Source organism: Streptomyces sp. 130 (assembly GCF_007096885.1).
GTDB lineage: Bacteria > Actinomycetota > Actinomycetes > Streptomycetales > Streptomycetaceae > Streptomyces.
In genome coordinates, this window is record NZ_VJNO01000009.1 from 167673 (window position 1) to 186676 (window position 19004).

19 protein-coding genes are annotated in these 19004 nt (G+C 75.9%); 1 reads left to right on the forward strand and 18 read right to left on the reverse strand.

From position 1 onward, the window contains the following. Positions 1-16: 16 nt before the first annotated feature. The 9 genes from trpA to hisI form a co-directional block, all read right to left on the reverse strand. Positions 17-829 carry a tryptophan synthase subunit alpha gene (gene trpA, locus FKN01_RS11085; RefSeq protein WP_143619080.1) on the reverse strand — a complete coding sequence of 271 codons (813 nt, stop codon included), beginning with the start codon at positions 827-829 and terminating at the stop codon, positions 17-19. Continuing rightward, on the reverse strand, positions 826-2112 hold the full coding sequence (trpB, locus tag FKN01_RS11090; RefSeq protein WP_143619082.1) for a tryptophan synthase subunit beta: 1287 nt from the start codon (positions 2110-2112) through the stop codon (positions 826-828). Before trpB ends, trpA begins: the two co-directional genes overlap by 4 nt. Before the next feature lie 97 nt (positions 2113-2209). Next, positions 2210-2350, reverse strand: coding sequence for a tryptophan biosynthesis modulator TrpM (trpM, locus tag FKN01_RS33705; RefSeq protein ID WP_398931915.1), 141 nt, complete (start codon positions 2348-2350; stop codon positions 2210-2212). A gap of 31 nt (positions 2351-2381) precedes the next feature. After that, positions 2382-3191 carry an indole-3-glycerol phosphate synthase TrpC gene (trpC, locus tag FKN01_RS11095; RefSeq protein ID WP_143619084.1) on the reverse strand — a complete coding sequence of 270 codons (810 nt, stop codon included), beginning with the start codon at positions 3189-3191 and terminating at the stop codon, positions 2382-2384. A 127-nt stretch (positions 3192-3318) separates the two neighbouring features. Then, complete coding sequence (locus FKN01_RS11100; RefSeq protein WP_143619086.1) at positions 3319-3834, reverse strand: DUF2752 domain-containing protein; 516 nt, start codon at positions 3832-3834, stop codon at positions 3319-3321. A gap of 77 nt (positions 3835-3911) precedes the next feature. After that, a complete protein-coding gene (locus FKN01_RS11105) occupies positions 3912-4160 on the reverse strand; it encodes an HGxxPAAW family protein (RefSeq protein WP_143619088.1) in 249 nt (82 codons plus the stop codon). 121 nt (positions 4161-4281) lie between these two features. After that, positions 4282-4938 (reverse strand): TIGR02234 family membrane protein, encoded by a 657-nt coding sequence (locus tag FKN01_RS11110; protein ID WP_143619090.1) that lies wholly within the window; start codon positions 4936-4938, stop codon positions 4282-4284. Positions 4939-4991: 53 nt separating this feature from the next. Further along, positions 4992-6479, reverse strand: a complete 1488-nt coding sequence (locus FKN01_RS11115; protein WP_143619092.1) for an anthranilate synthase component I — start codon at positions 6477-6479, stop codon at positions 4992-4994. An 11-nt stretch (positions 6480-6490) separates the two neighbouring features. Beyond that, the gene (gene hisI / locus FKN01_RS11120; RefSeq protein WP_143619094.1) at positions 6491-6874 is read right to left on the reverse strand and encodes a phosphoribosyl-AMP cyclohydrolase; all 384 of its coding nucleotides are present in this window, start codon (positions 6872-6874) and stop codon (positions 6491-6493) included. Between the two features lie 84 nt (positions 6875-6958). Between hisI and FKN01_RS11125 the strand changes: the two genes are divergently transcribed. Further along, positions 6959-7591 (forward strand): TIGR03085 family metal-binding protein, encoded by a 633-nt coding sequence (locus tag FKN01_RS11125; protein WP_143619096.1) that lies wholly within the window; start codon positions 6959-6961, stop codon positions 7589-7591. Positions 7592-7607: 16 nt separating this feature from the next. Here FKN01_RS11125 and FKN01_RS11130 read toward each other — a convergent pair whose 3' ends face one another. From FKN01_RS11130 to hisH, 9 genes are all read right to left on the reverse strand, one after another. Beyond that, positions 7608-8855: an MFS transporter gene (locus FKN01_RS11130; RefSeq protein WP_143619098.1), complete on the reverse strand. Its 1248-nt coding sequence runs from the start codon at positions 8853-8855 to the stop codon at positions 7608-7610. Between the two features lie 113 nt (positions 8856-8968). Next, positions 8969-9556, reverse strand: coding sequence for a helix-turn-helix domain-containing protein (locus FKN01_RS11140; protein ID WP_143619100.1), 588 nt, complete (start codon positions 9554-9556; stop codon positions 8969-8971). 38 nt (positions 9557-9594) lie between these two features. Beyond that, entirely contained in the window at positions 9595-11202 is a 1608-nt protein-coding gene (locus FKN01_RS11145; protein WP_143619176.1) for a cation acetate symporter, read from the reverse strand. Between the two features lie 764 nt (positions 11203-11966). Then, a complete protein-coding gene (locus FKN01_RS11150) occupies positions 11967-13256 on the reverse strand; it encodes a CdaR family transcriptional regulator (protein ID WP_143619102.1) in 1290 nt (429 codons plus the stop codon). A 177-nt stretch (positions 13257-13433) separates the two neighbouring features. Beyond that, positions 13434-16367 (reverse strand): AAA family ATPase, encoded by a 2934-nt coding sequence (locus FKN01_RS11155; protein ID WP_398931883.1) that lies wholly within the window; start codon positions 16365-16367, stop codon positions 13434-13436. 101 nt (positions 16368-16468) lie between these two features. Beyond that, complete coding sequence (gene hisF, locus FKN01_RS11160; protein WP_073968225.1) at positions 16469-17224, reverse strand: imidazole glycerol phosphate synthase subunit HisF; 756 nt, start codon at positions 17222-17224, stop codon at positions 16469-16471. After that, positions 17221-17625: a RidA family protein gene (locus FKN01_RS11165; protein ID WP_143619104.1), complete on the reverse strand. Its 405-nt coding sequence runs from the start codon at positions 17623-17625 to the stop codon at positions 17221-17223. Before FKN01_RS11165 ends, hisF begins: the two co-directional genes overlap by 4 nt. Next, complete coding sequence (gene priA, locus FKN01_RS11170) at positions 17622-18347, reverse strand: bifunctional 1-(5-phosphoribosyl)-5-((5-phosphoribosylamino)methylideneamino)imidazole-4-carboxamide isomerase/phosphoribosylanthranilate isomerase PriA (RefSeq protein WP_143619106.1); 726 nt, start codon at positions 18345-18347, stop codon at positions 17622-17624. Before priA ends, FKN01_RS11165 begins: the two co-directional genes overlap by 4 nt. Continuing rightward, positions 18347-18988 (reverse strand): imidazole glycerol phosphate synthase subunit HisH, encoded by a 642-nt coding sequence (hisH, locus tag FKN01_RS11175; protein WP_143619108.1) that lies wholly within the window; start codon positions 18986-18988, stop codon positions 18347-18349. Before hisH ends, priA begins: the two co-directional genes overlap by 1 nt. Between the last annotated feature and the right edge of the window lie 16 nt (positions 18989-19004).

Here is a 19004-nt window from a genome sequence, read left to right on the forward strand (position 1 = left end):
CGGGTGATCTCAGGTGTCAGCGCTTTCGAACACCTTCGGCAAGCTCGGCCGCCAGTGAACGGACACCGGCGAGCCCGGTCGCCTCGTCGGGGGCGTCGAGCAGGCACTTGACGAAGGCCGAACCGACGATGACGCCGTCGGCGAAGCCGGCGACCTCCGCGGCCTGGGCGGCGTCGGACACGCCGAGGCCGACGCAGACCGGCAGCTCGGTCGTGGCGCGGGTCCGCCGGACCAGGTCCTCCGCCTGCGCGCCGACCGAGGCGCGGGTGCCGGTGACGCCCATCAGGGACGCGGCGTAGACGAAGCCGGAGCCCGCGTCGGTGATGGTGGCGATCCGCTCGTCCTTGCTGCTGGGCGCGACGACGAAGACGGTGGCCAGACCGTGCCGCCCCGCGTGCTCGCGCCACAGCGCGGACTCCTGGACCGGCAGGTCGGGCAGGATGCACCCGGCGCCGCCCGCCTCGGCCAGCTCGGCCGTGAACCGCTCGACGCCGTACCGGTCGATCGGGTTCCAGTACGTCATGACGAGGATCGGCGCCCCGGTGGCCTCGTGGGCCTCGCGGACCGTGCGCATCACGTCGGCGATCCGCACGCCGCCGCGCAGCGCGATGTCGTCGGCGGTCTGGATGACCGGGCCGTCGAGCACCGGGTCGCTGTGCGGCAGCCCCACCTCGACGACGTCGGCGCCGCCCGCCACGACGGCCTTGACGGCCTCGATGCCGCCGTCGACGGTCGGGAAGCCGGCCGGCAGGTACGCGATGAGCGCGGCCCGGTCCTCGGCCCGCGCGGCGGCGAGCGTGGTGTTCAGCAGTTCGATGTTGCCGCTCACAGCGCGTCCCCCTCGATCTCCGCGTCACCGCTGCCGGCGTCCGCCTCGACGGCCGCGTCGGTGTCGTACAGCCCGAAGTAGCGGGCCGCCGTGTCCATGTCCTTGTCGCCGCGCCCGGAGAGGTTGACGAGGATCAGCCCGTCCTTGCCCAGCTCCCGGCCGATCTCCAGCGCTCCGGCCAGCGCGTGCGCGCTCTCGATGGCCGGGATGATGCCCTCGGTGCGGGAGAGCAGGCGCAGCGCCTGCATGGCCGCGTCGTCGGTGACGGCGCGGTACTCGCCCCGGCCCACGTCCTTGAGGTAGGCGTGCTCGGGGCCGATGCCCGGGTAGTCCAGGCCGGCCGAGATGGAGTACGGCTCGGTGATCTGGCCCTCGTCGTCCTGGAGGACGTAGCTGCGCGAGCCGTGCAGGATGCCGGGCTCGCCCGCGGTGAGGGTCGCCGCGTGCTCGCCGGTCTCCACGCCGTGTCCGGCGGGCTCGCAGCCGATGAGGCGGACCTCCGCGTCGGGCACGAAGGCGTGGAAGAGGCCGATGGCGTTGGAACCGCCGCCGACGCAGGCGACGGCCGCGTCCGGCAGCCGGCCGGCCTGCTCCAGGATCTGGCGTCTGGCCTCCACGCCGATGACGCGGTGGAAGTCGCGGACCATCGCCGGGAAGGGGTGCGGTCCGGCGACCGTGCCGAAGAGGTAGTGGGTGCGGTCCACGTTGGCGACCCAGTCGCGGAACGCCTCGTTGATGGCGTCCTTGAGGGTGCGCGAGCCGGACTTCACGGCGATGACCTCGGCGCCCAGGATGCGCATGCGCGCCACGTTCAGCGCCTGGCGCCGGGTGTCGATCTCGCCCATGTAGATGGTGCAGTCGAGGCCGAAGAGGGCGCAGGCGGTCGCGGTGGCGACGCCGTGCTGGCCGGCGCCGGTCTCCGCGATGACCCGGGTCTTGCCCATGCGCCGGGTCAGCAGCGCCTGGCCCAGCACGTTGTTGATCTTGTGCGAGCCGGTGTGGTTCAGGTCCTCGCGCTTGAGGAAGACGCGGGCTCCGCCGGCGTGCTCGGCGAAGCGGGGCACCTCGGTGAGGGCACTGGGCCGTCCGGTGTAGTGGACCATCAGCTCGCCGAGCTCGGCGGCGAACGCGGGGTCGGCCTTGGCCTTCTCGTACTCGACGGCGACCTCGTCCACGGCGGCGACCAGCGCCTCCGGGATGAACTTGCCGCCGTACGCGCCGAAGTAGCCCTCGGCGCTGGGGATCAGACCCTCCGGGTCCGGGATGAAGAAGTCGGAAGACATGCGGAATGTGCTCCTCGTCGTCACAGGGGTGGCTGCACCGTCTGCGCCGTGGGCGGAGCGCCGCCCCGGTCCTGGACCGGGGCGGTTGCGGGCTCGCCTACAGCGCGCGCCCGGTGCGCCATCGCATGCCGTTGACCTGGCCTGGCTCGGCGCCGATCACGTACCGCACCCGCCGGCCGTGCACCCGGCGCGCGGGCGCCCGGCAGCCGCGGTGCCACGAGGGCAACGCGCAGCGCATCGGCTCGGGGGGCGGGAGGGGCACGGGCGGGTCAGCCCCGTCCGTGGCGCAGCGCCGGGTGGGCGCCGGCGGCGACGAGGTCCGCGACGGCGGTGCGCGGGTCGCGGCCGGTGACCAGGGACTCGCCGACCAGCACGGCGTCGGCGCCGGCGTTGGCGTAGGCGATCAGGTCGTGCGGGCCGCGGACGCCGGACTCGGCCACCTTGACGATGTGGTCCGGGATCTCGGGGGCGACGCGCTCGAAGGTGGAGCGGTCGACCTTGAGGTCCTTGAGGTTGCGCGCGTTGACGCCGACGATGCGGGCCCCGGCCTGGACGGCGCGCTCCGCCTCCTCCTCGTCGTGCGCCTCGACCAGCGGCGTGAGGCCGATGGACTCGGCGCGCTCGATCAGGGAGACCAGGGCCTCCTGTTCGAGGGCGGCGACGATCAGCAGCACGAGGTCGGCGCCGTAGGCGCGCGCCTCCCACAGCTGGTACGAGGTGACGATGAAGTCCTTGCGGAGGATCGGGATGTCGACCTTGGCGCGGACGGCCTCCAGGTCCGCCAGCGAGCCGCCGAAGCGGCGCTCCTCGGTGAGGACGGAGATGACGGAGGCCCCGCCGGCCTCGTAGTCCGCGGCGAGCGCGGCCGGGTCGGCGATGGCGGCCAGCGCGCCCTTGGAGGGGCTGGAGCGCTTGACCTCGCAGATGACGGTCACGCCCTCGCCGCGCAGGGCGGCGACGCCGTCCTTGGCGCGGGGGGCGCGGGCGGCGCGTTCCTTGAGCTCGTCGAGGCTGACCCGCGCCTGCCGCTCCGCGAGGTCGGCGCGCACGCCGTCGATGATCTCGTCGAGCACACTCACGCGAGCGGCCCCCTTCCGGAACGGTGACAGAAAAACGTAGCAGGCCACGGGCTCAGCCACTCCGATGTTATCCGCAGGAGGACGCCGGGCCCGCATCCGGCCGCCGGCTGTCCCACTGGCTGGGACTTCACGGGGCGAGCACGGCGCCGAAGGGGAGGTTCCGGATGACCGTGAAGAGCAGCAGTACGGCGCCGATCGCCCACCAGTGCACGGGGCGCGGTGCGATCCGCAGGGGCCTGCCGCGGGCCTCGCGGATCAGCCATACGGTCCACAGCGCGGCGAAGACCGCGTAGCCGGCCACGGCGAGCGCGTTCGCGCCGAAGGCGCTGGCCAGGTCGCCGTGGGCGAAGGCGTGGGCGCTGCGGAGGCCGCCGCAGCCGGGGCAGTAGACGCCGGTGAACCGCAGCAGCGGACAGACGGGGTAGTGGCCGGGCTGGTTCGGGTCGACGGTCGCGACGTATCCGAAGGCGCCGACGACGGCGGCGAGCACGCCCGCCGGGACGGCGATCCGCCGCAGCCGCGAGGCGCCGGCCGGGGCCGTGGGGAAGAGGGGGCCCCGGACGGGGGCGAAGGGCGGCGGCCCGGGGGCCGGGGCCGGTGCGGGGTCCGACGGGGCGGCGGAGGGGGTTGGCGTTGCGTCCACCCGGTGATTGTCGCCGCTGACGCGAAAAGGCGCAGCCCGGTCCGGGCCGCGCCTCTCCGGCGTGGGTGGTGCGGGGGTCAGGAGGTCTGCGCCTGGCCGGCGCGCGCGCGGGCGGCGCGCAGCTCGGCCGACTCCTTCGGCATGCCGAGGCCCGCGGCCTTCATCGCGAGGCCGACGACACCACCGAGCAGGACGACGCCCATGCCGGCCCAGAAGCCGGCCGGGTTGGCCGCGACCATGAAGACGCCCGCGACGCAGAAGCCGATGAAGGCGATGATGACACCCGTCCAGGCGGCCGGGGTGTGTCCGTGGCTGCTGCCCGCCATGAGTTGCTCCTCGTTGGTGTTGCGCTGTTGGAATCGCTCGGGTCGCTGTGCCCACGGCCCGTGCCGCTGTGCCAGCTCACCGTCATTGTCCCGTACGTGCGGGTAGGACGTGAGCTGGGGGTCATGCCTCGCGCGTCGGGTCCTCGCCGCGGTCCAGGGCCTTCCACAGATCCTCCGGCCGGTCGGGGTCGACCGGGCGGGGGGCCTTGCGGGGGCGGGGGGTGCCGTCGCGCTCGTAGCGCCCGGACATCGTGGGCCACCGGTCGCCGTAGCGCAGGGCGAGCAGCCCGGCGAGCAGGATCAGCAGGCCGCCGGCCGCCGTCACGTACGGCCAGGCGGTGTGGCTGAGGGCCGTGATGGTGGCGGCGCTGTCACCGCTGGTCTGCGCGGCCTTCTCGTCCAGCGCCCCGCTGTCGGACGCGCCGAGGAAGGCGCTGAGCGCGGCGCCGAGCCCGCTGAGCGCGAGGAGTCCGGCGACCACGCGCCGCCCGGCGCCGCGCACGGCGAAGACGGCGACGAGGGCGGCCAGGCCGACGATCGCGAGGGCCGCGGGGAGTCCGGTGACGTCCTGCCCGTCGGCGCTCAGCGGCAGGGTGCCGCCGCCGACCGGGGCCTTGCCCTCGGCCCAGGTCTGCCCGGAGGCGAGGAGGACGACGGTCGCGCCGGCCGCCCCGAGGAGCAGGCCGGCGGCCAGGGTGCGGCGGCTCCCCGCACTGTCGGGCGCGGCGGCGGCTTCGGTACGGGGCTGGGGTACGGGGACAGCACTCACGTACTCCACTATCCCTCACCGGCCCGGAACGCCCCACCGCACCCCTGGCGCGGGCGCACCGCTCAGGCGCCGCCGAGGCGGTTGGCGGTGTGGACGGCGCGGAGGACGGCCGCCGCCTTGTTGCGGCACTCGGTGTCCTCGGCGACCGGGTCGGAGTCGGCGACGACGCCCGCGCCGGCCTGGACGTACGCGGTGCCGTCGCGGAGCAGGGCGGTGCGGATGGCGATGGCGGTGTCGGAGTCCCCGGCGAAGTCGAGGTAGCCGACGCAGCCCCCGTACAGGCCCCGGCGGGTGGGCTCCAGCTCCTCGATGATCTGGAGGGCGCGGGGCTTGGGGGCGCCGGAGAGGGTGCCGGCCGGGAAGCAGGCGGTGAGCACGTCGAAGGCGGTGCGCCCCTCGGCGACCTTTCCGGTGACGGTGGAGACGATGTGCATCACGTGCGAGTAGCGCTCGATGGACATGAAGTCGACCACCTCGACGCTGCCCGGTTCGCAGACCCGGCCCAGGTCGTTGCGGCCGAGGTCGACGAGCATCAGGTGCTCGGCGCGCTCCTTGGGGTCGGCGAGGAGTTCGTCGGCGAGGGCCTGGTCCTCCTGCGGGGTGGCGCCGCGGTGCCGGGTGCCGGCGATGGGGTGGACCATGGCGCGGCCGTCCTCGACCTTGACCAGGGCCTCGGGGCTGGACCCGGCGACGTCGAAGCCGTCGAACCGGAAGAGGTACATGTACGGCGAGGGGTTGGTGGCGCGCAGCACCCGGTAGACGTCGAGGGCGCTCGCCGTGCACGGGGTCTCGAAGCGCTGGGAGGGCACCACCTGGAAGGCTTCGCCGGCCCGGATGCGCTCCTTCACGTCCTCGACGGCGTCCTGGTAGGCCTGGCCGCCCCAGAGCGCGGTGTACGGGGGGAGCTCGGAGGGGGGCAGGGAGGCGGGGGTGTTCTCGACGGGGCGGCGCAGGTCGTGCTCCATCGCGTCGAGCCGGGCGACGGCGTCGGCGTGCGCCTCGTCGACGCCGGTGGCCAGGTCGTTGTGGTTGATGGCGTTGGCGATGAGCAGGACGCTGCCGTCCCAGTGGTCCAGGACCGCGAGGTCGGAGGTGAGCAGCATGGTCAGCTCGGGGAGCTTCAGGTCGTCGCCGCCGCTCTCGCCGATCTTCTCCAGGCGGCGCACGATGTCGTAGCCGAGGTAGCCGACCATGCCGCCGGTGAAGGGCGGGAGGCCGGACTCCCGGTCGTGCGGGGTGTGCAGGGCCTCGATGGTGGCGCGCAGGGCGTGCAGCGGGTCGCCGTCGACGGGGACGCCGACCGGCGGGGTGCCGAGCCAGTGGGCCTCGCCGTCGCGGGTGGTCAGCGTGGCCGCGCTGCGTACGCCGATGAAGGAGTAGCGCGACCAGGTGCGGCCGTTCTCCGCGGATTCCAGGAGGAAGGTGCCGGTGCGCTCGCCCGCGAGCTTGCGGTAGAGCCCGACGGGGGTGTCGCCGTCCGCGAGGAGGCGGCGGGTGACGGGGATGACGCGCCGGTCGACGGCCAGCTTGCGGAAGGTGTCGAGGTCCATGGCGGCAGACCCTACTGCGCGGGAAGGAGGACGTCGGCGTCGAAGCAGGTGCGGTCGCCGGTGTGGCAGGCGGCGCCGGTCTGGTCGACCTTGACGAGGACGGTGTCGGCGTCGCAGTCCAGGGCGACGGACTTGACCAGCTGGATGTGGCCGGAGGTGTCGCCCTTGACCCAGTACTCCTGGCGGCTGCGGGACCAGTAGGTGCAGCGGCCCGTGGTGAGGGTGCGGTGCAGCGCCTCGTCGTCCATCCAGCCCAGCATCAGTACCTCGCCGGTGTCGTACTGCTGGGCGACGGCCGGGACCAGTCCGTCGGCGTCGCGCTTGAGGCGGGCGGCGATGGCGGGGTCGAGGGCGCTGGCGGCCTTGGGGGTGCCGGGCTGGGGCGTGCTGCTCATGGGCCCATTGTGCCGTGGGCGCGCGGGGTGTCCGGGCGGGCGTCCACTGGGCGGACGGGGGACGGCGGTCGTACGCTGGCGGGCATGTCGACCCATGCGAAGCGCGAACGTCTTCTGCTCGCCGACCTGTTGGAGGCGGCGGGTCCGCAGGCCCCGACCCTGTGCCAGGGCTGGACGGCCCGTGATCTCGCGGCCCATGTGGTGGTGCGGGAGCGGCGGCCGGACGCGGCGGCCGGGCTCGTCATCGGCCCGCTGAAGAGCCGCCGGGACCGGGTCATGGCCGAGTTCACCGAGAAGCCGTACGAGGAGCTGATCCAGCTCATCCGCACCGGGCCGCCCCGGATGTCCCCGTTCGGCCTGAAGCAGGTGGACGAGGCGGCGAACACGGTGGAGTTCTACATCCACACGGAGGACGTGCGCCGGGCGCAGCCCGACTGGACGCCGCGTGAGCTGGACCCGGTCTTCGCGGACGTGCTGTGGGCGCGTACGGAGAAGGCGGCGCGGGTGCTGGGCCGGAAGGCGCCGGTGGGCCTGGTGCTGCGCCGCCCGGACGGGCAGACCGCGGTGGCGCACCGGGGGACGCCGGTGGTGACGGTGACCGGTGAGCCGGGCGAGCTGCTGCTGTTCGCGTTCGGGCGGCAGGACGCGGCGCGGGTGGAGCTGGAGGGCGAGCCGGACGCGATCGGCCGGATGACGACGGCGAAGCTCGGGATGTAGCCGGGGTGCGCCCCGGTCAGCGCGGGAGTTCCGCCCGGCGGAGCGGGGCGAGGACGAGCCCGGTGCCGGCGCCGGCGGCGCACAGGGCGGCGCTGGCGACGAAGACCGGGCCGGTGCCCCAGAGGGCGACGGCGGCGCCGGTGACGGGGTAGCTGAGCGGCGCGAGGGCGTGCGTGAAGAGTGTGGAGACCGAGGTGACGCGGCCCAGGTAGGCCGGGTCGGTGACGGTCTGCGTGAGCGCGCCGCACAGCGAGCCGCCGAGGCCGGCGAAGAGTCCGACGAGGGCCGCGACGGCCGCGGCGAGGGGTACGGAGGGCAGGTAGGCCAGGGCCGCGATGGCGAAGGCTCCGACGAGGACGGTCAGGCACATGACCAGTCCGGCCCTGGGCACCCGGCCGCGCACGGTGAGGAGCAGGGCGGAGGCGCCCGCGCCGGTGCCGAAGGCGGCGACGACCCAGCCCATGCCGGAGGCGCCCCAGCCGCGTTCGTCGCTGAGCAGGATGAGGCCGAGGTTGAGGGGGCCGACGAAGCCGAGTTCGGTGACGGCGATGACGAGCATCAGGGGTCCGAGGACCGGGTGGCGGCGGATGTGGCGCAGCCCGTCGGCCAGGTCGCGCCAGGCGGTGCCGGTGGGTGCGGACGCTTGTGGAGCGGGCAGCGGGGTCATCCGGACGGCCAGCAGGAGCGGGAGCGACACGGCGAAGAGGACCCCGGCGGCGGCGAAGGCGAGGACCGGGCCGCCGAGGGCGACGGCGACGCCGCCGAGCGGGGCGCCGACGACGTTGGCGGTACGGGCGGCCAGGCCGCGCATGCCCTGGACGCGGGCGAGCTGGGAGGCGGCGGTGATCCGGGGCGGCAGGGCGCCCACGGCGGGCAGGAAGAGGGCGTCGACGGCGCCGAAGACGAGCGCGACGGCGATCAGCATCCACACCGTGGGCGCGGTGAGCAGCAGGGCCCCGGCGAGGCCGAGGATGACCAGGCAGCGGGCGGTGTCGCCGGCGACGACCACGCGGCGCGGGCCGATCCGGTCGGCGAGCACTCCCCCGCCGAGCAGGAGCACCGCCCGGGGTATGGAGCCCGCGGCGAGCACCAGGCCGGTCTGCGAGGCGCTGCCGGTGCGGGCGGCGGCCCAGGCGAGGGCCATGTAGTAGACGCTGTCGCCGATCATGGACGCGGTGTACGCGCCGAGCCAGCGCAGGACGTTGCCGTCACGGTGGGCCGGGCGGGCGGGGGCCTCGGCGGGGGCGGGCAGGGTGGCGGTCACGGTCTCGTCCTCTCGGAGGGCCGGGTCGTCGGGGGCGGGTGGTCGTCGGAGGGCCGGGTCGTCGGGGGCGGGTCGTCGGGGGGCCGGGGCGTCGGGGGGGTGTCGGGGGCCGGTCAGGTGCGGAACGGGAAGCCGTACAAGTGGAGGGCGACGTTCTCGCGGTTCTCCGTGTCGCCGGCCTCCTCGCGGTCGCGGCCCTGCCGCTCGTAGCGCTTGACGAGGTCGTTCATCTCGGACGCCAGCGCGGCGAGCTCTTCGGCGGTGAGCCGGGCGAGGTACTCGGAGCTGAAGGAGGCGCGGCGCCACTCGGCGGGCCAGGTGGGCGTCGCGTCGAGGTGGCGGCGGTACATCTCGACGTGCTGGTCGAAGGAGAGCCGGGTGACGGCGGAGTGGGTCGCGGCCTTCTCGGGCGCGTCGCTGAAGTCCTCGTCGTGGAAGGTCAGCCCCTCCGAGGCGGGCTGCCACCAGCGCTCGCGGCCGTCCCCGCCCTGCCGGTCGGCCTCCTCGATCAGGCCGTGGGCGGCGAGCTTGCGCAGGTGGTAGCTGACGAGCGAGACCGCCTCGTCGACCTCCTCGGCGAGCTGGGACGCGGTGGCCTGCCGGGCGATGTGGAGGGCCCGGTACAGCTTCATCCGCAGGGGGTGCCCGAAGGCCTTGAGGGTGCCGAGGTCGGAGACCCGGCGCGATGCGTCGCGTGCCATGCCCCGAGGCTAGTTAGGAAAGAAAAGTTGCGCAATATCTATTGCGCAAGAAAAGCTGCACGTCTTGTCCGGGTCCGCTTCCGCCCGTCGCGGGAGCCGAGGTGGCCGAGCAGGAAGCCCGCCGGGATCGTGAGCAGGCCGGGCGTCTGGAGCGGGAACCAGTGGAAGTCGCGGCCCGGGAAGAGCGCGATGGGCGTGCCCGAGAAGGCGGGCGAGAACACCATCAGGACCACGATGAGCGGCAGCGTCCCGTACACCGTCCAGCGCACCCCGCGCGCGGTGAAGCCCGGCCGGAACAGCGCGTACAGCAGGACCGGCGGCAGGACGGAGGCCGCCGCCGCGAAGGAGAGCGAGAGCAGGACCTGCGGGTTGCGGTCGTGGGTGTACGTGGACGCCCAGACGGCGACCGCGCCGGTCAGGACCACCGCGAGGCGGGCCCGCAGGATCTCGCGCCCCGCGGACCGGGCGGAGGGGCCCGCGGGCCGGCCGGAGGGGCCCGCCGTACGCGCCGCCCCGCGCCCCGCCGCGAAGTCGCGGGCCAGGGACGAGGCGGCGGCGAGGGTGATCCCGGCGACGGCGGCCAGCGTGGTGACGAAGACCGCGCAGGCCACGCACGCGAAGAGCAGGCTCTCGCGCGGCCCGCCGGCGCCCGGGTCGAGGGCGCCGGTCACCAGGAGCAGCGCGGTGCCGCCGGCCGGGTCCGCCCCCTGGATCGCCTTGTGCCCGAGCAGCGCGGACGCGCCGAGCCCGGTGACGACGACCCCGGCGCACAGCACGGCCACCGGGACCACCGCCCACACGGTCGCGCGGCGCACCGTCCGGCGGTCGCGCATCGGGTGCAGCCGCATCGTGATGTGCGGCATGCACGCGGCCCCGAGGAGCAGGGTGAGCTGGAAGCCCAGCAGGTCCAGGGTGCCGGCGGGTCCGTGGCCGAACTGGAGCCCGGGGCGGGCGTACGCGCCGCCGGCCCCGCTGCCCCGGCGCGCGGCGTCGAACAGGGCGAACGGGTTCCAGCCGAAGCGGGCGAGCACGAGTCCGGCGAGCAGGGTCACCGCCGCGAGGACGACCGCGACCTTGAGGATCTGCACGTACCCGGTGCCCCGCATGCCGCCGACCGCGGAGTAGCAGACCATCAGGGCGCCGCCGGCCACGGTGCAGCTGGTGAGCGCGGCGTCGGGCAGCCCGAACATGGCCGCCATCACCCGCCCGGCGGTGCCGAGCTGGACCAGGAGCAGCGGGGTGAGGACCACCAGCGTCGTGATGCCGAGGGCGCGGCGCACGGAGGGGTCGCCGAGCCGGTCCGCGAGAAAGTCCCCGAGCGTGAACACCCCGGCGCGGCGCATCGGTTCGGCCAGGACCCGCATGACCAGGACCAGCGAGACGACCGTGGCCAGGGCGAACAGCACCCCGTCGAACCCGGCCAGCGCGACGGACCCGGTGGTCGAGAGCAGGGTCGCCGCGGACAGGTAGTCCCCGGCGACGGCGAGCCCGCTCCCGGCGGGGCCGAGCGCGGAGCCGCCGCCCGCGTAGAAGTGCTCCGGATCGTCCTGGTCGGCGGCGGCCAGCCCGCACAGCAGCAACGAGACGGCGACGAACGCGAGGAACACGACGACCGCGAGCGAGCGGGCGTCGAAGCCGCCGCTCACCGGCGGAATCCCGGGGCGACGGGGGAGAACGGGCACGGAAGCTGCATGCCCGTCACCGCATCAGGCCCCCGGGCAGGCGTACAGCGGGTCGCCCCGGGGCGCGGCGGGGAAACAGGCCGTACGGACGGGGACTGTGCGGGGGCACAGGACGGGGACCGTGCGGGGGCGCGGGACGGGACCGTGCGGGGGCGCGGGCGCGCCCGCACAAGCGCGCCCCGCGCAACCCGCGCCCCCTCGGTCCGTCGGCGGACAGTCCGCGCCCCGCGCGGACCACGCACGCCGCGCCCCCGCGCCCCGCGCCCCGCGCCCCGGGACAGCCCGCCGCCTTGCACGGCCCGCGTCCCGCACGGCCCGCACCCCGGGACAGCCCGCACCCCGCACAGGCACACCCCGCGCACCCCGCACGCCCCGCACCCGGGAGCCGCCCCGCCCCACCGACCCACACCGCCCGCACCCCGCACAGGTGCACCCCGCGCACCCCGCACGCCCCGCCCCCGGGAGCCGGCCCGCCCCCCCGGCCCCCGCCCCCCCCGGCCCGCCCCCCGGGACCGCCCCCGCCCCGCACCGGCACACCACGCGCACGCCACGCCCCGCACCCCGGGACAGCCCCCGCCCCGCATAGGCACACCCCGCACGCCCCGCGCCCGCGACAGCCGCCCCGCCCCACCGGCCCGCACCCCGGGACAGCCCACGCCCCGCGCAGGCACGCCCCGCACGCCCCGCGCACCCCGCCCCACACAGGCGCCCCCCAGGTCCGCCCGCGGTCAGTCCGGCAGCAGGCGGCGGGCCGTCAGGGCCAGGGAGACCTCGGTGGCGTCCGAGGGCCGGGTCAGGCAGCGGCCGGTGAGCTGTTCGAAGCGGCGGAGGCGGTTGAGGACGGTGTTGCGGTGGCAGTAGAGGCGGGCGCCCGCCCGGGGCGCCGAGCCGTCCGCGTCGAACCACGCGGTGAGCGTCTCGATGAGCACGTCCCGGTCGGCCGCGTCCAGCCGGTCCAGCGGGCCCAGCACCCGGGCGGCAAGGGCCGCGCCGAGCGCCGGGGACGAGACGACCAGGGCGGCGGGCAGGTGCTCGTCGAGCAGGACGGTCCCGCCGTCCGCCGGGCAGGCCCGCAGTGCCGTGTCCGCGAGGCGCCGGGCGTCCCCGACCGCCGCGAGACCGTCCACCGCCGAGCCGATGCCGGCCCGGGCCCCGGGCGGCAGGCGCAGGCCGGCGGCCAGCGCGGCGAGGGTGTCCGCCGGGTCCGTGCCGTCGGCCCGGCCCAGCGGCAGGATGGCGTAATCCGCCTCCGGGCCCGGGTGCCACACGGCGTCCGTGCCGGCGGGCAGTTCCAGGGGCGGGTGCGCCGTGCCGTGCGGGGAGCGGCGGGCGTCGCGCAGCGCGAGCACCGCGTAGCGGCCGTCCTCCGGCAGGCCGAGGGCCGCCGCCGTGTCCGGGAGGTCGGCGATCTGGGCGGTGCCGTCGAGCAGCGCCGCCGTCATCAGGCGGTGCCGGTTCTCGCGGCGCCAGGCGAGGCGGCGTTCCGCCCTGCGGTAGGCGTCGGCGACGAGCCCGCAGTGCTCGTCCACGAAGTTCCAGACGTCGGCGGCGACGTGGACCAGCAGCCGGATGTCCTCGGGGTGGCGGCGGGCGGTCTCGTCCACCAGGTCCTGCCAGACCATCGCCCCGCCCATCCGGAACGCGTGCAGGACCGCGTCCAGCGGCACCCCCTGCTCGGCCCGGACCTCGCCGATCCGCCGCGAGGTGCGGTGCGCGGCCTCCCGGAACTCGCGGGGCTGGATGAGCGAACCGACGTTGTGCCGCAGCGACAGGTGCACCTCCTGCCAGATCTCCGCCGGGTCGGCCTCGATCGCGGCACGGTAGGCGGGTTCCCGCTCCCGCAGCGCCTCCACCATCCGGTCCGTCAGCTCCGGGAGCGCCGCCACCAGCACCCGGGCGGCCCGGTGCAGGACGGCGACGGCCTCCCGGTCGGCCAGCGACCGGAAGCGGCGCGGGAGCGGGGCGACGGGCGGCGGCGCGTGCAGCGCCCTGACCCGTGAACGTACGACCTGTGGCATCGCGGCCTCCACCGGGATTCGGCCGGCTCGGTGAACGGCCGGCTCCGGCGCGCCCCGCCCAGGCGAGAGCGGCGGGCGCACCGAATGATCCTGACGCCCGCAGAATGACATACCGCCCAGTCGGTACCTAGAGGTGTGCGGCCTCCTTCTCATCACGGTCCTGCAACCTCGCCGGTCTCAGCCCCCGTTGCCCAGCAGTCCCGCCAGCTCCGTCCGCGAGCGCACGCCCAGGGCGGCGAACACGTTGCGCAGGTGGTGGTCGACGGTCCGGGTGCTCACCGAGAGCCGTCGTGCGACCTCCCGGTTGGTGGCCCCCTCGGCGACGCACCGGGCGATCCGCGCCTGTTGCGGGGTGAGCGCGGCCAGCGGGGCGGCCGACCCGGACGGGCCCGGGGCCTCCACCGACTCGCCGGCGGCCCGCAGTTCGCCGCTCGCCCTGGCCGCCCAGGCCGCGGCCCCGCACCGTTCGAACCCGACCAGGGCGTCCCGTAACGGCTCGCGGGCCTCGCGGGTACGGCGGCGCCTGCGCAGCCAGGACCCGAACAGCAGCCGCGTACGGGCCTGTTCGAAGTCGCCGCCGGCCCGGTCGTGATGGGCGAGCGCCTCCCCGTAGCGCCCGGCCGCCTCGCTCACCGGCGCCAGCAGGGCGCGGCAGCGCGCGAGTTGGGCGGGGACCTGGGGGTCCGTGGTGCGCGCCGCCCACACGGCGAACTCCGCCACCGCCTCGGCCACCGGCTCGGCTCCCCCGCCCCTGACCGCCCGCCCGGCCAGCACGGACGCCTCCACGTAGCAGGGCACGGCGAGCATCCGGGTGGCGAAGTGGCCGCGCCGGGGCCCCGGCCGCACGAGAGGGTCGAGCCGCGCCGCCGCTTCCGCCGAGCGCCCGGCCGCCAGATCGGCCCGGGCCAGCGCCCAGGCGGCCAGGGTCTCCGCCTGGACGAGCCCGTGCGGCGCGGCGCCCGCGAGCGCGGCTTCGGCGTGCGCCGCGCACTCCCGCGCCCCGCTCTCCACGGAGGCGGCGAGGGCGAGGACGGCGTGCAGGTGGGCGGCGGCGTTGGGCCGCCCGGTACGGCGTGCCGCGCGCAGGCCGTCCAGGGCGTGGGCCCGGGCCCGGGCGTGCCGCCCGGCGCGCAGCTCCGCGTAGGCCAGGTGTTCCAGGGCCTGCGGCAGCAGGGCGTCGGCACCGCTCGCGTGTACGGCGGCGAGGGCGCGGGTCCCGGCCCGGCAGGCGGCGTCGAGGTCGCCGAGCACGAGTCCGGCCGCCCCGGCCCGCAACAGCGCCCCGGGGTCGCGGGCGCCCGAGTCGAGACAGCGGCGCAGCAGCACGTGCCCGGCACCGATCCGCCCGCGCAGCACGGCGCACATGCCGTCCCGGTAGTGGCTCAGCTCCCGGCCGGCGGCGTCGGCGGCCTCCACGGGGATACGGGTCAGCGCGTCCAGGTAGCCGAGGGCGTCCCCCGCCGCCCAGGCGGCCTCGGCGGCCCCGAGCAGGGCGTCCCGGGCGCGCCCGGGATCGTGCGGGGCGAGCAGGGCGGCGGCGGCGAGCAGGGCCTCGTGGGCGTCCGGGGCGGGCCCGTCGGCGAGGGTGAGCAGGCCGCGGGTGTGCTGGGCGGCACCGGTCGTGGGCCCCGACCGTGCCAGCGCGGCGCGGGCCCGCCCCGGCTCCCCCGCCAGTCGGTACTGCTCGGCCGCCGCCACGAACCGGGCGGACCGGAGGTCTGTCGTCGGGATCGGGCCGGGCTCGCGGGGCCTGGCACGCGCTCCCCCGAACTCTCGGCCCCGCTCGGGCAGGGAGGGGCTCCCTCCGGCGTTGTCGTCGGTCGCCGGCGCTCCGCGCTGTCGCCCTCCTGCGCCGTGCGGCCGCACGCACCAGCTCCCGCTGCCTGATCCGGCCTGATCCGGACGGCCGGCCCGGTCCGGCTCGTCCGGGGTCAGCGCGGCGGCGTGGGCGAGGGCCGTCGCGCGGTCGGCGTGCGGGCGGGGCGGGGCGGCGGCTGCCTCCAGCGCGGCGGCGAGCGCGGCGTCGGGGCCGGGGGACGCGCAGGCCCGCTGAATCAGGGAGGCGAACCCGGGCGCGAGCAGGCCGGCGAGCAGGGCGTGCACCGCGCGGCGGCGGTCCGGGGGCGCCCGGTGCAGGAGGGCGCGGCGCAGCAGGGGCTCGCCGAAGTGGACGCGGTCGCCGGCCCGCCGGAGCGCGCCGGCCGTGCCGCCGGGCGTGCGCAGGGCCAGGTCGGAAGCGGCGGGCGGGACGGCGGCCGACGCGGCGGCGCGGCGTACGAGAGCCAGGTCCGCCCCGGCGCCCTCCGGCTCGTGCGCGTGGGCGGCGGCCGCGATCAGGAGCAGGGTCCGGGTGGCGGCGGGGAGGTGGCCGACGCGGTCGGCGTGGGCGGCCAGGACGTCGTCACCGCCGGGCAGCGGGTGCGGCAGCGGGGTCCGCCCGGCGAGCTGGGCCGGGGTGAGGCGGGCGGTGAGCGCGGTGAGCAGTCCGGGGTTTCCGGCCGCCTCCCGGAGCAGTTCGCCCCGCACCACCGGGTCGGCCCGGTCCGCTCCGGTGAGCCGGTCCAGGAGCGCGGAGGCCGCGTCGTCGTCCAGGGGGCCGGGGCGCAGGGCGGGCAGCCCGGCGAAGCCGGCCTCGTCCCCGGCGGCGATGAGCACGGCGACCCGGCTGCCCGGCCCGAGCCGGCGGGCGGCGAAGGCGAGGGCGGCCCGGGAGTCGGGGTCCCAGTGGTGCGCGTCGTCCACGCACACCAGGAGGGGCCGCCCGCCGCCGAGCCGCCGGAGCAGCGTGAGGAGGCCGTCGCGCGGTACGGGGCCGCCGGGCGCGGGGCCCGCCGCGCACAGCAGCGCGTGCAGCCCGCTGTAGGGCACCCACCGTTCATCGGGTGCGCCGGCGACGTGGAGGGCGGGGTGCGCGTCCCGGTCGCGGTGCGCCGCGACGGCGTGGGCCAGGAGGGCGGTGCGGCCCGAGCCCGGCGGGCCCGTCAGGACCAGCGCGCCGCCGTCGCCGTGCCGAAGGCGTGTCAACAGGGTGTCCAGTGCGGCGAGTTCACCGCTGCGGCCGTACAGCCGGAGCGGACTGCGCACGGTCGTGGGGGGAGTCACGCCGGGCACGATAGGCCCGCGTGCCGTGGCCCGGAAGGCGCGCGTACGGCGATGGGGCGCCCTCCCCGGGAAGGGCGCCCCTTGTCTGTGCGCGCGCACAACCGGGCAGGTCAGCGCACCGGGTGACCGGCCTCTGCCAGCGCGCCCTTGACCTCGGAGATGCGCAGGTCGCCGAAGTGGAAGACGGACGCGGCCAGGACCGCGTCGGCCCCGGCGTCGATGGCCGGCGCGAAGTCCGCGAGCCGGCCGGCGCCGCCGGAGGCGATGACGGGGACCCGGACGTGCTTGCGGACGGCGGCGATCATCTCGGTGTCGTAGCCGTCCTTCGTGCCGTCGGCGTCCATCGAGTTGAGCAGGATCTCGCCGGCGCCGAGCTCCGCCGCCCGGTGGGCCCACTCGACGGCGTCGATGCCGGTGCCCCGGCGGCCGCCGTGGGTGGTGACCTCGAAGGTGCCCTCGGGGGTGCGCCGGGCGTCCACCGAGAGCACCAGGACCTGGCGGCCGAAGCGCTCGGCGATCTCCCGGATCAGCTCCGGCCGGGCGATGGCCGCCGTGTTGACGCCCACCTTGTCCGCCCCGGCCCGCAGCAGCTTGTCGACGTCGTCCGGGGTGCGGACGCCGCCGCCCACGGTGAGCGGGATGAAGACCTGCTCGGCGGTGCGGCGCACCACGTCGTAGGTGGTCTCCCGGTCGCCGCTGGACGCGGTGATGTCCAGGAAGGTCAGCTCGTCGGCGCCCTCGGCGTCGTACAGCTTCGCCATCTCGACGGGGTCGCCCGCGTCGCGCAGGTTCTGGAAGTTGACGCCCTTGACGACCCGGCCGTTGTCCACGTCGAGGCAGGGGATGACGCGTACCGCGAGGCTCATCGCGCACCCGCCCGGTATGCCTCGACCTCGACCTCGACGACGAGGCCCGGGTCCACGAAGCCGGAGACCACGATCATGGTGGCGGCGGGGCGCACCGCGTCGAACAGCTCCTTGTGGGCGCGGCCGACCTCGTCGGTGTCCCGGGCGTGCATGACGTACATCCGGGTGCGGACGACGTCCTCGCGGCCGAGGCCCAGCTCCTTCAGCGCCGCGAAGGCGACGTTGAACGCGGTGACGGTCTGGTCGTACGGGCCGCCGGCGGCGATCTCGCCGCCCACCACCGACGTGCAGCCGGAGACGAGCACCAGGCCGTTCGGCAGTTCGACGGCGCGCGAGTAGCCGAACTTCTCCTCCCAGGGGGCGCCGGAGGAGACGCGGCGCACGGATGCGGAACCGGTCATGCGGAGACCGCCTCCAGCGCCTCTTCGAGGGTGAACGCCTTCGCGTACAGGGCCTTGCCGACGATCGCGCCCTCGACGCCCGCCGGGACGAGCGAGGCGATGGCGCGCAGGTCGTCCAGCGAGGAGACGCCGCCGGAGGCGACGACGGGCTTGTCGGTGGCGGCGCAGACGTTCTTCAGGAGCTCCAGGTTGGGGCCCTGGAGCGTGCCGTCCTTGGCGATGTCGGTGACGACGTAGCGGGCGCAGCCCTCGGAGTCGAGGCGGGCCAGCGTCTCGTAGAGGTCGCCGCCGTCGCGGGTCCAGCCCCGGCCGCGCAGCGTGGTGCCGCGCACGTCGAGGCCGACGGCGATCTTGTCGCCGTGCTCGGCGATGACCTTGGCGACCCACTCGGGGGTCTCCAGGGCGGCCGTGCCGAGGTTGACCCGGCGGCAGCCGGTGGCGAGGGCGGCGGCGAGCGAGGCGTCGTCGCGGATGCCGCCGGACAGCTCGACCTTGATGTCCATGGCGCCGGCCACCTCGGCGATGAGGTCGCGGTTGTCCCCGGTGCCGAAGGCGGCGTCGAGGTCGACCAGGTGCAGCCACTCGGCGCCGGCGCGCTGCCAGGCGAGTGCGGCCTCCAGCGGGGAGCCGTAGGAGGTCTCGGAGCCGGATTCGCCGTGCACCAGGCGGACCGCCTGGCCGTCGCGGACGTCTACGGCGGGGAGCAGTTCAAGCTTCGGCATTACAGCGTCTCGATCCAGTTGGTCAGCAGCTGGGCGCCGGCGTCGCCGGACTTCTCGGGGTGGAACTGGGTGGCCCACAGCGCGCCGTTCTCCACGGCCGCCACGAACCGTTCGCCGTGCGTGGCCCAGGTGACCCTGGGGGCACGGATCTTCGGGTTGGTCACTTCGAGGTTCCAGTCGTGCGCCGCGTACGAGTGCACGAAGTAGTACCGGGCACCGGCGTCGAGTCCGGCGAACAGCTGGGAGTCCTCGGGTGCTTCGACGGTGTTCCAGCCCATGTGCGGGACGACGTCCGCCTCCAGCGGGCCGACCGTGCCGGGCCACTCGTCCAGGCCCTCGGTCTCCACACCGTGCTCGATGCCGCGCTCGAACAGGATCTGCATGCCGACGCAGATGCCCATGACGGGGCGTCCGCCGGCCAGCCTGCGGCCGATGACCCATTCGCCGCGGGCCTTCTTCAGGCCCTCCATGCACGCCGAGAACGCGCCGACGCCGGGCACGAGCAGCCCGTCCGCGTTCATCGCGGCGTCGAAGTCGCGGGTGATCTCGACGTCCGCGCCGACGTGGGCGAGGGCGCGCTCGGCGGAACGGACGTTGCCGAAGCCGTAGTCGAAGACGACGACCTTCTTCTTCGTATCCACGTGTCGCTCGTCGCTT

Excerpts from the sequence above, each read along its gene's own strand:
- FKN01_RS11140 (WP_143619100.1), bottom strand. The coding sequence starts at position 9,556 with ATGGCACGCGACGCATCGCGCCGGGTCTCCGACCTCGGCACCCTCAAG.
- hisF (WP_073968225.1), bottom strand. The coding sequence starts at position 17,224 with ATGAGCCTCGCGGTACGCGTCATCCCCTGCCTCGACGTGGACAACGGC.
- trpM (WP_398931915.1), bottom strand. The coding sequence starts at position 2,350 with ATGCGCTGCGCGTTGCCCTCGTGGCACCGCGGCTGCCGGGCGCCCGCG.
- priA (WP_143619106.1), bottom strand. The coding sequence starts at position 18,347 with ATGCCGAAGCTTGAACTGCTCCCCGCCGTAGACGTCCGCGACGGCCAG.
- FKN01_RS11165 (WP_143619104.1), bottom strand. The coding sequence starts at position 17,625 with ATGACCGGTTCCGCATCCGTGCGCCGCGTCTCCTCCGGCGCCCCCTGG.
- FKN01_RS11105 (WP_143619088.1), bottom strand. The coding sequence starts at position 4,160 with ATGGCGGGCAGCAGCCACGGACACACCCCGGCCGCCTGGACGGGTGTC.
- FKN01_RS11115 (WP_143619092.1), bottom strand. The coding sequence starts at position 6,479 with ATGGACCTCGACACCTTCCGCAAGCTGGCCGTCGACCGGCGCGTCATC.
- FKN01_RS11150 (WP_143619102.1), bottom strand. The coding sequence starts at position 13,256 with ATGCCACAGGTCGTACGTTCACGGGTCAGGGCGCTGCACGCGCCGCCG.
- FKN01_RS11125 (WP_143619096.1), top strand. The coding sequence starts at position 6,959 with ATGTCGACCCATGCGAAGCGCGAACGTCTTCTGCTCGCCGACCTGTTG.
- hisI (WP_143619094.1), bottom strand. The coding sequence starts at position 6,874 with ATGAGCAGCACGCCCCAGCCCGGCACCCCCAAGGCCGCCAGCGCCCTC.
- trpB (WP_143619082.1), bottom strand. The coding sequence starts at position 2,112 with ATGTCTTCCGACTTCTTCATCCCGGACCCGGAGGGTCTGATCCCCAGC.